Here is a 14032-nt window from a genome sequence, read left to right as displayed (position 1 = left end):
AAAAAAAGGTAGATTTCCTCAGAATAAACTGAGAAAAACTACCTCTATTGGCCCGAAGGGACTTTTTCAGTGCCCTCAATGTTTCTTGGGCTTTTTTATATCTGGGGAACATTTGCATGGTTTATAGGTCAATAAACATCCAAGATTGGGAGGAACCTTCATGCAACTTTTAAAGGAAAAAATCTTGTCCGAGGGTCAAGCTTTATCAGAAGATATTTTAAAAGTAGATTCATTCTTGAATCATCAAATGGATCCTATGCTGATGAAAGAAATAGGTAAAGAATTCGTTAAACGTTTCGAACAAAAGGAAATAACGAAAGTGCTTACCATTGAATCTTCAGGCATTGGACCTGGTTTGATGGCTGCCTTGGCATTGGAAGTTCCGCTAATTTTTGCCCGTAAACGTAAATCACTTACTTTGACAAATGATTTAGTGACGGCGTCCGTTCATTCCTTTACAAAAAAAGAAACCAATACAATTACAGTTTCCAATAAATATATAGAAGCTGGTGATAAGGTTCTGATCATCGATGACTTCCTGGCGGTCGGACAAGCGGCTCGGGGCTTGGTGGATATCTGTGAGCAGGTTGGAGCAGAAGTGGCCGGAATCGGAATCGTTATTGAAAAAGCATTCCAAAGTGGTGGTAAGGACCTTCGGGAACAAGGGTTTCAAGTGGAATCCCTGGCACGAATTGCGAAGTTGAAATTCGGTGAGATAACTTTCGTTGAGGAAATGGAAGGGGCAACTGTCAATGTCTAATCAATCACCATTAAAAGTTGCTTCCTTAGGATTACAACATGTTCTTGCAATGTATGCTGGTGCGATCGTCGTTCCATTGATTGTTGGGGGAGCGTTAGGTTTAACTGCTGCGCAGTTAACCTATTTAGTTTCGATTGACATCTTAATGTGTGGAATAGCGACCTTATTGCAAGTCTGGAAAAACAAATTCTTCGGAATCGGCCTACCCGTCGTTCTAGGCTGTACATTCACGGCAGTCAGCCCAATGATTGCGGTAGGTACCCAATATGGAGTCACCACCATTTATGGGGCCATTTTAGTGTCGGGATTAATCGTCGTTTTAATTAGTAAATTCTTCGGGAAACTGGCTAGGTTTTTCCCGCCGGTCGTTACTGGTTCAGTCGTTATGATCATCGGGATCACACTCATTCCTGTCGCCATCAACAATCTTGGGGGCGGACAAGGTGCTGCTGACTTTGGAGCCTTGGATAACGTAGCCCTTGGTTTTGGAACTTTGCTTTTCATCATTTTCATGTATAAATTCTCAACGGGATTCGTGCGCTCCATCTCTATATTATTAGGACTGTTAGTCGGAACTTTTGCAGCTTTCTTCCTTGGGAAAGTTGATTTTAGCTCAGTTGCAAGTGCAAGTTGGTTGCATCTGCCACATTTTTTCTACTTTGGCACTCCGACTTTCAACATCACGGCGATCATTACCATGACTTTGGTGGCGATAGTCAGCTTAGTGGAATCGACTGGCGTCTATTATGCCTTAGGAGAAATCACGGACAAAGAGATTTCGGAAGATGATCTGGCACGCGGATACCGTTCTGAAGGGCTTGCCATCATGCTTGGCGGTTTGTTTAATGCTTTTCCTTATACAGCTTTTTCACAAAATGTCGGTTTAATTCAATTGTCGGGTATTAAAACAAGAAATGTCATTTATACAACGGCAGGGATGCTCATTTTCATTGGTTTTGTCCCGAAAATTGGTGCATTCACGACCATTATCCCTTCGTCCGTGTTAGGCGGGGCAATGGTGGCCATGTTTGGTATGGTAATTGCCGCTGGAATTAAGATGTTAAGTAAGGTAGATTTTGCCTCTCAAGAAAACTTATTGATCATCGCTTGTTCCGTAGGTATGGGACTTGGGGTAACGGTCGTTCCTGAGCTATTTGCTAAAATTCCGGAAAGCATTCAAATATTAACGGATAATGGAATCGTGGCTGGAAGTTTGACAGCCATTTTCTTGAATATCGTCTTTAACATCATCCCTACAAAAGGGAAAGTAAAGGAAGCCCGTGTTGAAAGACAGAATGTTGCCTGATTAAAAATAGATTCTGTAAACTATTAAATGCCCCCCTAATCCACAGATGATGAGGATTAGGAGGCATTTTTTATTAGTCCGAAAACTCATCATTGTTAAATGAAGTTTTTTAATGAAATGGAGTTTTGTCAGATAAAAGGAAACTCTCTTCACTTTTTGAATATATTGATAGTATATGTTCAGGAAAGTAGTGATAGAGATGGAGAAAAAATATTGTATTCATTGTCGGACCATTTTAAGTCAGGAGTATAGGTGCAGTGTGTGCGGTAAAGAGGAGTTTCAAAACATCATAATACAAGTACAAAATCAATCTTCAGTAAAGAAGGAAGAATGAAAGCAGCCCCCTTACCGACTTTCTAGGTAAGGGGGTTTTATTGTTTCCGATTACATTTTGATCATTAAGGTGATATGTAGGGTACCTATGCCATCCAATGAAATGGGTAAATTGCTTGCTTCATGTAAACCTATACATTTTTGTATGGCCCGCAATGACGGGAGGTGTAATATCCATGATTGTATTCTCGCAAATGCTAAGGAGGTGGCGATATTACCGGCTAAGCATGTTGTCTTAGTTCTGCTGCGAAAAATTCAAGAGTTTCACCTTAGATGACCATTAAGCTATAGAGCATAAATGATATCTTGGTGGGTATATTAACCATATCATGAATTATAAGGGGTGGGATCATGCCATATTTATTATCCGCATCACATATAAAGCTACCATATTTACTTTCACAGGAAAAAATCATGGAATTTTCAAGAGAAATCTTTGGATCCTCATTTAAGAGTATAGATCGGCTATTAAAGGCCTTTACGAATGGACAAGTGGAAAATCGATATTTTTCAAATGATCTTGATTGGTTTAAAAAGGATCATTCTTTTGCTGATCGGAATGATTTATACATAAAGCAGGCTGTAAAGTTTGGGAAAGAGGCTATAGAAAAATGTTTAACCAACTCAGAATTTTTAAAAGAAGAGCTGCAGGCATTCGAACTAGATGCTTTCTTTTTTATATCAAGCACCGGGGTGGCTACCCCGACCATTGATGCCAGGATAATGAATGAACTTCCATTTAACCCGCATGCAAAAAGAATTCCGATATGGGGGCTTGGATGTGCAGGGGGAGCGAGCGGCCTATCACGTGCTTTTGAATATTGCCGAGCGTACCCGACGGCTAAGGTCATTGTTTTAAGTGTGGAGTTATGCAGTCTGACTTTTCAAAGGAATGATATCTCCAAAAGTAATTTAATTGGAACCTCCTTATTCTCTGATGGAGTAAGCTGTGTTTTGGTTTGCGGTGATGAAGTGCCGGATGAACGGTATTCAAGAAAAGGACGACATTTGAAATTTTTGGATTCTCAATCCACGCTAATGCCAAATTCATTGGATGTAATGGGGTGGGATGTTAAAGACCAAGGCTTATATGTGATCTTTTCGAAAGATATCCCTACAATCATCAAGGATTGGCTTAAACCGAATGTCCAAGAATTCTTAGCGGGAAATGGAATGGATCTCGGGGATATAAAAGATTTCATTGCCCATCCTGGAGGGAAAAAAGTAATTGATGCTTATCACGAATCCCTAGGATTCGATGAAGGGATGACTGCAGTATCAATGAGAATATTAAGGGAATTTGGAAATATGTCTTCAGCAACTATTTTGTACGTCCTTGAGAGATTCATGCAGCGTGGCGGGAATAAAGGTGAGGTGGGATTGGCTGCAGCATTGGGGCCTGGTTTTTCATCTGAACTTGTGTTAATGAGGTGGGAATGATGCTCTTTGCCAATTTCATCATCTTGATTGCCATTCAGCGCCTGGTTGAATTATATATTGCCAAACAAAATGAAAAGCAGTTGAAAGGTGCAGGAGCTGTAGAATACGGTAAGTCCCATTACAGATGGATGGTTATTATGCACCTTAGTTTTTTTATTGTTCTCATTATTGAAGTGCTCGCTTATGAAAGGGATGTGGCTGGACTTTGGCCGATTTGGCTGACCCTTTTTCTGATTGCGCAGTCGGGAAGGATTTGGGTGATCAGTTCATTGGGAAAACATTGGAATACAAAAATCATAGTGGTTCCTAATGCCGAAGTAGTCATTAAAGGTCCTTATAAATATTTCAAACATCCGAACTATATAATAGTGGCAACGGAGATTATAGTTATTTCTTTATTATTCAATGCATATTATACAGCTATCTTCTTTAGTTTTTTGAACGCATGGATGATGGCGGTTCGAATCCCCCTCGAAGAAAAGGCATTAAAGGAACATACGGAATATTCTACGGTTTTTAAGGGAAAATAATAAAAACTTTATTTTCTTATTGAAAATGATTATCGTTCATGATAAGATTCTAAATGAAGATGAAAATTATTCTCAATCAAATATCGATAAATTTTATAATAAAACTAAAGCTACTCAATATATAAGAGGATGGTGTTGGTAATGGTCTGGTTATTCATTTTATTGACAATCGCTACATATGGTTTTGTGATGAAACATGTATTAAATAATATTCAAAAACCGGCAAAGGCAGTTAAACCCTTTACCGGGTCAACAATGGAAAACCGAGCTGCATTTAACCCCACTCCTACAACCAGGTAATCATCCTGGTTTTTTTTATGGCTGTTTTCACATACTTTGTTGCTATTTACCAGGTAGTGAGCTGTGGTTGATTTCTCCTCCAGATGCTCGCTTTCCGCGGGGCGGGCGGTGAGCCTCCTCGGCGTAAACGCCTGTGGGGTCTCACCTGTCCCGCTGCTCCCGCAGGAGTCTCGCACTTCCGCTCCAATCAACCTTAAATAGTTTCGTTTTAAAAACAACAATCTTTACGAAAAGAGCCTTTTTTATTCAAATGAATTAACAAGATATGAATCAAACTGCATGAATCCGCCAATAGGTGGTTTTTTTTTGAACATGGCCTATAATAAATCATAAAGTAAAACTAAAGCTGACTGTATGAATAACAAACGAAATCGTTTACAATAAGAGTATTAAAATGACGATAGATTAAGGGGTATGGATTCATGATTCAAGAAACAGTAAAACAACGGTCCAAATTGGGGATTTTGACTGCCATGTATGATAAATTTCAATCGGCAGGCGATACAGGCAATGCAGATAAACTGAAACAATTAATCATGAAAGTGAATGATGAGGAGTTCATCATTGCTTTTTGCGGGCATTTTTCAGCGGGTAAATCAAGTATGATCAACTTTCTCCTTGGTGATCAAGTATTGCCTTCAAGTCCGATTCCAACGAGTGCAAATACGGTAAAGGTCCAAAAAGGGGAAGACTATGCCAAAGTCTTTTACCATCATCAGCCTCCAGTCTTATTTCCTGCACCTTATGATTTTAAAGAGGTCAAGAAATTTGCCAAGGATGGTGATTCAGTATCGGCAATAACGATAAGTTCCAATCACTTTTCAATGCCGGAATCATGTGCAATCATGGATACGCCAGGAATTGATTCGACGGATGATGCACATCGAGTTTCTACGGAATCCGCCTTGCATTTAGCTGATGTCGTCTTCTATGTTATGGATTATAATCACGTCCAATCAGAAGTCAACTTCCTATTCACCAAAGAATTGTTGGAGGCTGAAAAGCCGACATACTTAATTATCAATATGATCGATAAGCATGATGAGAATGAGCTTAGCTTCCAAGACTTCAAGCTTTCCGTTACTGAAGCATTTGCGAACTGGAATGTATATCCTGATGGGATTTTTTATACATCTGTAAGAGATTTGAACAATAGCGAAAATGAAATTGAAGTCGTTCGGCAATTTATATATGAAATGGCAGGCAAAGGTCAGAATGATGGGAAAGATGCCATCATGCAATCGGCTAAAGCGCTTGTCGAAAGGCACCTTATTTGGCTGAAGGAACAATATGAAGAGGAACATGCCGAGGATTTAGAAGTATTATCAGACCTTCCTCATGAAGAGCGAATTCACTTGACGAATCAAGTGGACAGCCTATTAAAAGAAAAAAAATCATTAACTGGACGTATAGAGGACATCAAGGTCCAATATGCTGAAGCATTAGAAACAATTTTGAAAAGTGCATACATCATGCCCGCGGCTACACGGGACCTAGGTAAATCTTTCTTGGAATCGGCTCAGCCGGATTTTAAAATGGGTCTATTATTTGCCAAGAAAAAAACCGAGGCCGAGCGTGAGGAACGTATTAAAGCATTCTTGGCCGATTTACAAGAAAAGGTGAAAACCCAGCTTGAATGGCATCTTAAAGAATTAGCGGTTAAAACGCTTAATCAAGCGGAAATCCATGATTCAACATTTGAAAGTAAGGCGCAGGGACTTCATATCGAGGTAACGGAAGCTTACATAAAAAACTCTTTAAAGCCTCAAGTCGATATTACAGGTGAATACGTTTTAAACTATACGAATGATTTAGCCTCAGCCATCAAGAAGAAAGCACGTGAAATATCTGAAGGATTTTTGAATGGAATGGTCGCCGTTATGGAAGGAATAGTGGAACAGCAGTCTATATCCATAGATAAGGAACTTGAAGGTTTTTCCGAATTTGCGGAAGCCCTTAAAGTTACAGCGGCGATGAACGCGGAAATCAAGTACCAAACGGAACGATTAGAGGCCATTGCAAATCAAACTGAAACATCAGTTGATGAGCGTGATATCGATACGCTTTTAACTCAATGGAATGAAGAAGAAAAAAATATTACAGTAAAAATCATGAGAATCGATAAAGGAAGTAATTCAATGCACGTCGACGAACAACCTGAAACGGATCATGATATAGAAAGTAAGGAAGCTGTTCCTTCTGTAGCTGTTTCTTCATCTGATGCTGCTGATTTACGCGGAAAAGAAAAGCTGATGGAGACTGCAACGAGTTTACATCAGGCAGCCAAGCTGATACAGCCTTTGAGAGGATTTCAATCACTTTATAAAGAATTGACAGATAAGGCAAATCGCCTGGAACAGCAGACTTTCACGGTTGCCCTCTTTGGTGCATTCAGTGCGGGTAAATCTTCCTTTGCCAATGCACTGATGGGAGAAAGTGTCCTTCCTGTTTCACCTAATCCGACAACTGCGGCAATCAACAAAATCATGTCTTCAGATGCTGAACATCCACATGGAACGGCAACCGTCAAATTAAAGACGGAAGCGATGCTGTTAGAAGATGTGAGCCTGGCTTTGGCAGCTTTTGATAAATCGGCAAAGACACTGGATGAAGCACTTCACATAGCAGGACAAATCATTGCGAAGGCAGGGGAAGTTGATAAAGGGAAAACGCATTTATCCTTCTTAAGGGCTTTCCATCAAGGGATGCCCCAGCACCAAGATGATTTAGGGAATGTGGTTACGGTAGATCTTGAAGGGTTTAAACGTTTTGCTGCAGAAGAGTCCAAGTCGTGCCTTGTTGATTTGATTGAATTGCGTTACGACTGTGAAATGACAAAGCAGGGGATGGTGCTTGTTGACACACCTGGGGCGGATTCGATAAATGCCAGACATACAGGAGCAGCTTTCGAATATATTAAGAATTCGGATGCCATCCTTTTTGTGACCTATTATAATCACCCATTTTCACGGGCAGATAGGGAGTTCTTGATACAACTTGGACGTGTAAAAGATTCTTTCGCGATGGATAAGATGTTCTTCATTGTCAATGCAGTCGATCTTGCACAAACCTCTGACGAATTGGACGAAGTGATGGATTATGTCACAGATCAATTGAATGGATTCGGAATCCGTTTTCCAAAACTGTTCCCGCTTACGAGTAAGGGAGCATTGATGGAAAAACAGACGCCTGGTTCATTTAAGCATTCGTTCCTTCGAAATAGCGGTATTTCGGAATTCCAAGACCAATTCGATGCTTTCATCGAAAACGATTTAACTGGACTTGCAATCGAATCGGCTAAAGCGGCCGTAAAAAGAACGGAAGAACTGCTCCGTGATGTAATTGCAGCTTCCATGCAGGATGAAAAGGCGAAACGAAAAGCTTTGGACTCCCTTTCACATGAGGCACAGTCCATTTCGGAACTGCTCTCTGTCATTAAAGGGGATGCGGAAAAGCAACGTTTGAAAAAAGAAATCGATGAATTGACTTTCTATAGTAAGCAACGGGTCTTTTTCCGATTTAATGATTTCTTCAAGGAATCGTTCAACCCGGCCGTCTTAAAGGATGATGGAGGGGATCTGAAAATTGTCCTCAAGCAAGCGATGAAGAACTTATTGGATGCGTTGGGCTTTGACCTTGCCCAAGAAATGCGGGCAACGGCTTTAAGGACGGAAATGTTCGTAAATAAATTGCTGAACGAGAAACAAACCAGTTTGCTTCAGCAAATTCAAAAAGTAAGAAAAACCCTTTCATTACAGCCTTATGAACCTAATGAGAGGGAGTCCCTTGAATTCACAGGAGCTTTTGTCCAATTGGAAACTGGGGAATTCAAAAAGGAATTGGCGTTATTTAAAAATCCAAAATCTTTCTTTGAAAAAAATGAGAAATTGAAAATGAGCGAAGGGCTTCAGAAGCGTTTGGATGATCCTGCCCTAATGTATGTAAAAGGACAGGGTGAGCGGATTTTCGAAATGTATAATGAAGTCCTCGATCAAGAGTTACTTGCGATTCAAAAAGAGTTTAAGACGGAAATATCGGAGATCTTTGCAGGTTTACGTGCAGCAATGGAGGAAACGGTAGATTTACCGTATTATGAAAATGCAGTAGCGGAATTGGCAAAAATGCATTCGAAATAGAAACGAGGTTCATTCATGAAAGAAAACCTTATTTCAAAATTGGAAATCCTGGAAATAAAAGAGAATATGACCATTTTGATGGCTGCTGTTACTGGCAGCCATTCTTTTGGTTTACCATCAGCCCATTCCGATATCGATGTTCGGTTTATATATGTTCATAATGATAAGCGATCTTACCTCAGCTTGAGTCCTGCAGTTGAAGTGATTCATTTGAAAGAAAACATATATGACATGGAAGGCTGGGATCTATTTAAATCATCCCGTCTTACGATAAAGAGTAATCCTGCACTATTTGAATTATTTCAGTCACCAATCAAGCTGATTACACATCCGGATTATTATAGGAAGATGAATGGTTTGATAGCGGATTGCTATTCCCAAAAGGCACTAGGACACCATTACTATCGGATGATGGGCGACAACCTTCAACAATTGACAAAAACAAGGGACTCTGAAAGAAAAGGATTAAAAACATGGGTACAAGTTTACCGTTCGTATTTAATCCTGGAACATATCATCCAAAAGGGGGCATTGCCACCTTTATCCGTTTGGGAATTACTTGAATCGGTTACCATCGATCAAGAAATGAAAACCAGGATGACCCGAATATTTAAAGCAAAACAAAAGGAAGAATTTATAAGCAACAATGAAAGCGAAAAGAATCTTTCATTATTAGAAGGGAAATCACTTTCCTTAAAGAATGAAATAAATAAGCTTCCTCCAGGGAAGAACATGGAAACGGAGCTTAATCAATTAATTTGGACCATTTTGAAATAGGGGGCTATGCAGATGGGTTATATAATGGAAAAAGAAGAGCTGTTGCCATTGTTGAATTCTAGTGATATCAGAATCTGTGACTGCCGCTTTCAGCTGGGTTCTCCTGATGCAGGGCATAATGAATACGAGAAAGACCATATTTCCGGTGCTGTTTATTTCGATCTCGAAAAGGATTTATCGGGGCAGGTTCATAAACACGGCGGAAGACATCCTCTTCCTGACCTGGAAAAGTTTAAAGATAAACTAGAATCAAATGGAATCTCCAATGATACGGTGCTTATTGCTTATGATGGGGGGGAAGGTTCTTTTGCTTCTAGGTTTGTCTGGCTGCTAAGCTATCTTGGGCACCAGAAAGTCTATGTTCTTAACGGGGGGTATCGCGCCTGGAAGGATGCGGGCTATCCGATTGACTCGAATCAAACGAATAATAGTACTAGAGAATATCATATCGATTTAAATGAAACCGTGCTTGCATCTTTTCAAAAAGTGAAGGACTATACAATGAATAGGCCTGACCATATCGTTTTAATGGATTCAAGGGAATCTAAACGGTACGAGGGAATCGAGGAACCGATTGATAAAAAAGCAGGCCATATACCTGGTGCAGTTAATAAGGTGTGGACGAACGTTTTGGATAATGGCTATTATAAAAAAAAGGAAGATCTTCAGGAAAATTTCACTGGCATTGGCAGGGATAAGGAAATCATTGTCTACTGTGGTTCAGGTGTAACGGCATCTCCCAATTATATCGCCCTGAAAGAAGCGGGCTTTAAAGATGTGAAGATATATGTTGGCAGTTTCAGTGACTGGATCTCCTATGATGATAATCCGATTGGATAATATTTTTTCCAATTAAACGATCCTTAAAAAAGGGGACAGTTATGTTAAAATGGATGTACATCATGATAGAGGTGATAATGTGTTAATGAAAGAAAATGAGCAACATCCTTCCTTTATGCTTGTCGACGGGATGGCGCTATTATTCAGAGCTTTTTATGCAACGGCCGTTACTGGTCAATTCATGATTAACTCAAAAGGCATTCCTACTAATGCCGTCCAAGGTTTTTTGAAGCATATGCTGACAGCGGTGAATCATTTTTCACCTAGCCATGTAGCGGTGTGCTGGGATATGGGCAGCAAGACTTTCAGAAATGAATTATTTGATGGATACAAGGCTAATCGTTCAGAAGCTCCGGTCGAAATGATCCCTCAATTCGACTTAGCTAAAAAAGCGGTTGAAGCATTTGATATCCCTAACATAGGGCTCTCTGGATATGAAGCGGATGACTGTATCGGGACAATTGCGAAGGCATCTGCCCAACATAGCCGGGTGGATATATTGACAGGCGATCAAGATATGCTCCAGTTGATAGAAGAAAATATTTCTGTACTATTGTTAAAAAAAGGATATGGTAACTATGAAGTTCATAATCCTGATAGCTTTTATGAATGGAAAGGGATCACTCCAAGACAAATGATCGATTTAAAAGCTTTAATGGGCGATACAGCTGATAACTATCCCGGAGTTAAAGGAATTGGGGAGAAGACAGCGTTGAAATTATTGATTCAGTATCAAAGTATCGAAGGGATTCTTGAAAATGTTGCTTCATTGACAAACGGGCAGAGAGCTAAGATTGAATCTGCCGTAGATATGCTTCATTTATCCAGAAAACTGGCCGAAATAAAATGTGATGTACCAATTTCATGCTCTTTGGACGATGCGGTTTATCAGTATGATCGCGAGAAGGTCAAAAATCTGGCTAGGGATCATGAATTCAGGGCTTTACTAAAAATGATTTAATAATGAAAATTTCGGAGCTCCCCAATGGGAGCTCCTTTAATTTATACGGTGAATTTTTTGTCGAAAAATGGATAGTCAAAATCTTTGATATACGGTAAGATGAAAATAAGGCATGAAGTATGGAGTGGATGCAGAAGTGGCGAGATCAACTGAAGAGTATGTTAGTTTTTTAGAGGGTAAGGGATTCACTTTTGGTAGCGACGATATTGGTTTTATTTATTTTGGTAAGCGCTATACGGAAGCAAGTGATATTTTAGTCAATGCAGCAATAGAATTGACTTTGAAGGTTCAAAAGAGTTTTGATGGCAGCTTTTATATTTCCTTTTTGGAAAACTTAAAACAAAATGGTATTAAAACCCGCAGTGAAGCAGTATCGTTTGCAAAAGAACAGGGGCTGCTTAAATAAATCGGACTTCGTTACTTTGAAGTCCGATTTATTTTTATGGCTTTTCAAGAAAACTCCTTTGCTATCGGTTTCTTTTTATTAGCAGGCAGATCAGCAAGTATCATCCCCAAGAAAATGAATGCACAGCCAATGATGGAAGCGGAAGTCAATTTTTCCCCTATCAATATGTATGAGGATAACGCAGCAAAAACCGGTTCCATTGAAAAAATCAATGCGACTCTCGTAGGTGTCGTATAGGCTTGGAAGAAGGTTTGTGCGAAAAAGGCGAACGCAGTGGCAAGGGCTGCCGTAACCAATAAAGCAGTCCATACGTCTTTCTGTAACATGACCTCTGAGCTGAAGATGATAGAATGATTCTCTTTGAAAATGAAGGCTGAAACATAGGATAATAAAGATACGGTGGAAATCTGAATCAGCGTCAACGGTAATGCGGGAAGGGTCTTGGCATATCTCGCAGTCGTAATGATCTGCATGGCAAAACTTATTGCGCATAAAAATACCAATAAATCACCGATATTCAAATTGGACCGGTCAGCGAACGTCATTAAATAAAGCCCAACGGTTGCGGCAGTGACACCTATAATTGTATTACGGGAAAGCCTATGTTTTAAAAGAAGCAGAGAAAAAACCGGTACCATGACGACACTTAATCCCGTTATGAAGCCTGTCTTCGCAGGAGTAGTATAATTCAATCCGATCGTTTGAAGCCCATAGCCTAAAAAAAGCCAAACTCCGATATGAAACCCAGCTTTAAAAAGGCCCTTATTCCAGTTTTTTCCCTTTTTGTGTAAAGTCGATATATAAGGGATAAGCAAGAAAACGAAGGCCATGAAGAAACGGACGGCATTGAACGTGAATGGTTCAAGAAAAGATAGTGCATTTTGAACCATTACAAAAGTGACGCCCCAGATGAATACAACGAATAATAATGAAAAATCAGCTGTCTTGTTCATGAATTTCCTAAAGCTTTATTCAAGCGAATGGCCCGTCTTGCCAACTCATCCGCGGATTTGTTTTCGAGATTTGGAATCCATTTCATGAAAAATAATTCAAGCTCGTCGGAAAGCTTTAGAGCCCTTTCCAGCAATAGGGCATACTTATTTTTTGCAAATCTTTTTTCAATGGCCTGGTTGATGGCTTGGGAGTCAGTACGAAAAGAAACGATTTGATACTTATTGGCTACACAAATTTCCAATGCTTTGATTAAAGCATGGTACTCCGCTTCATGGTTTTCCATATTTCCAAGCGGAAAGGAATGCCGCTCGACCACACCGTTATTATTAATGAAAACACCTGCGCCGCTCGGCCCTGGATTGCCCGCACTGGCACCATCAATATACACTTCGATCAAGATGTGCTCCTCCTCGAGTTTAACAGTTAATATACTATGATAAAAAAACATTTCATATAAAATTAAAATTGAAACATGAGAATTTCAGCCTGGTATGGGAACTATAATTAAAAGATGATTCAATTACTTACATTATATTATAAATGGTATATCGAAAAAAAGGTATGAAAATTGTAAGCTGTTCTGCATGAATGGTGAATGGATAAGGAGCTGGAAATCTTTGAAGGTAATTATGCAATGGACATATCATGCTTCAAAAAAACCATCTGCCGATTTCGTTTCGGATTGGCTTGATGCCGGAACTGCACTGGTCATTACGGAAGATCTTGAAAAGGCAGGAAGGCTGAAAGAAGTGGAATTCAAGGATGAATTCGATACAGCATGGACAAAGAAGGAGCTAAAAAAACTCCTGACTGAAGTTGAGGAGGAGCCTCAGGATGTGACGGTTTTTTTTGATGGCGGTTTTCAAAAAGATGAAAAGGTGGCAGGGATCGGTGTTGCCATTTATTTTCGTCAAGGTAAGAAGTTCTGGAGGTTACGCACCAACGTGAAATTGGAGCAATTCGAATCCAATAATGAAGCGGAATATGCGGCCTTTCATGAAGCGGTCAGGCAGATGGACGAACTTGGAATCCACCATCAAAGCTGTGTATTTAAAGGGGATTCTCTAGTTGTCTTAAATCAACTTTCCGGTGAATGGCCATGTATGGAAGAAAACTTAAATAAATGGCTGGACCGCATTGAAGCGAAACTGGATGAGTTAAAGATCATTCCGGTCTATAAGCCAATTTCCCGAAAAGAGAACCAGGAAGCCGATCGCCTGGCAACACTTGCTCTTCAGGGAAAAGCCATTTTCAGCAAAATAGAAATTGCTGGGTCAAAGGAGACATAA

At 39.9% G+C, this 14032-nt stretch carries 13 protein-coding genes; 11 read left to right on the top strand and 2 right to left on the bottom strand.

All coding sequences use genetic code 11. The annotated features are described in order from the left end of the window. The first annotated feature begins 160 nt into the window (after positions 1-160). From ACFX4X_RS21400 to ACFX4X_RS21355, 10 genes are all read left to right on the top strand, one after another. Entirely contained in the window at positions 161-760 is a 600-nt protein-coding gene (locus tag ACFX4X_RS21400; protein ID WP_377386223.1) for a xanthine phosphoribosyltransferase, read from the top strand. Next, entirely contained in the window at positions 753-2066 is a 1314-nt protein-coding gene (locus ACFX4X_RS21395) for a nucleobase:cation symporter-2 family protein (protein WP_284470356.1), read from the top strand. Before ACFX4X_RS21400 ends, ACFX4X_RS21395 begins: the two co-directional genes overlap by 8 nt. A gap of 684 nt (positions 2067-2750) precedes the next feature. Continuing rightward, entirely contained in the window at positions 2751-3839 is a 1089-nt protein-coding gene (locus tag ACFX4X_RS21390; RefSeq protein ID WP_284470357.1) for a type III polyketide synthase, read from the top strand. Further along, positions 3839-4369 carry an isoprenylcysteine carboxyl methyltransferase family protein gene (locus ACFX4X_RS21385; RefSeq protein WP_377386219.1) on the top strand — a complete coding sequence of 177 codons (531 nt, stop codon included), beginning with the start codon at positions 3839-3841 and terminating at the stop codon, positions 4367-4369. The genes ACFX4X_RS21390 and ACFX4X_RS21385 overlap by 1 nt, the downstream gene beginning before the upstream one ends. Positions 4370-4510: 141 nt before the next feature. Further along, positions 4511-4669: a hypothetical protein gene (locus tag ACFX4X_RS21380; RefSeq protein ID WP_176431939.1), complete on the top strand. Its 159-nt coding sequence runs from the start codon at positions 4511-4513 to the stop codon at positions 4667-4669. 422 nt (positions 4670-5091) lie between these two features. After that, complete coding sequence (locus tag ACFX4X_RS21375) at positions 5092-8805, top strand: dynamin family protein (protein WP_377386216.1); 3714 nt, start codon at positions 5092-5094, stop codon at positions 8803-8805. A gap of 15 nt (positions 8806-8820) precedes the next feature. Continuing rightward, positions 8821-9582, top strand: a complete 762-nt coding sequence (locus ACFX4X_RS21370; RefSeq protein WP_377386213.1) for a DNA polymerase beta superfamily protein — start codon at positions 8821-8823, stop codon at positions 9580-9582. Between the two features lie 12 nt (positions 9583-9594). Further along, entirely contained in the window at positions 9595-10422 is an 828-nt protein-coding gene (locus tag ACFX4X_RS21365; RefSeq protein ID WP_377386210.1) for a sulfurtransferase, read from the top strand. A gap of 85 nt (positions 10423-10507) precedes the next feature. Continuing rightward, positions 10508-11383 (top strand): 5'-3' exonuclease, encoded by an 876-nt coding sequence (locus tag ACFX4X_RS21360; protein ID WP_284472036.1) that lies wholly within the window; start codon positions 10508-10510, stop codon positions 11381-11383. A 124-nt stretch (positions 11384-11507) separates the two neighbouring features. Beyond that, positions 11508-11789, top strand: a complete 282-nt coding sequence (locus tag ACFX4X_RS21355; protein WP_250211680.1) for a DUF6123 family protein — start codon at positions 11508-11510, stop codon at positions 11787-11789. A 44-nt stretch (positions 11790-11833) separates the two neighbouring features. Here the strand turns inward: ACFX4X_RS21355 and ACFX4X_RS21350 are convergent, their stop codons facing one another. Together ACFX4X_RS21350 and ACFX4X_RS21345 are read right to left on the bottom strand one after the other, a co-directional pair. Beyond that, entirely contained in the window at positions 11834-12742 is a 909-nt protein-coding gene (locus ACFX4X_RS21350) for a DMT family transporter (protein WP_377386207.1), read from the bottom strand. After that, the gene (locus ACFX4X_RS21345; RefSeq protein WP_289337390.1) at positions 12739-13140 is read right to left on the bottom strand and encodes a reverse transcriptase-like protein; all 402 of its coding nucleotides are present in this window, start codon (positions 13138-13140) and stop codon (positions 12739-12741) included. Before ACFX4X_RS21345 ends, ACFX4X_RS21350 begins: the two co-directional genes overlap by 4 nt. Before the next feature lie 220 nt (positions 13141-13360). On the opposite strand from ACFX4X_RS21345, the gene ACFX4X_RS21340 reads away from it, so the two are divergent. Further along, complete coding sequence (locus ACFX4X_RS21340; RefSeq protein WP_250211679.1) at positions 13361-14032, top strand: reverse transcriptase-like protein; 672 nt, start codon at positions 13361-13363, stop codon at positions 14030-14032.

The organism is Peribacillus sp. YIM B13481, from assembly GCF_042787985.1.
Classification (GTDB): Bacteria; Bacillota; Bacilli; order Bacillales; family DSM-1321; genus Peribacillus; species Peribacillus simplex_A.
The sequence above is the reverse complement of the archived record's forward strand: the minus strand, read 5'-3'. Positions and strand labels throughout refer to the sequence as shown.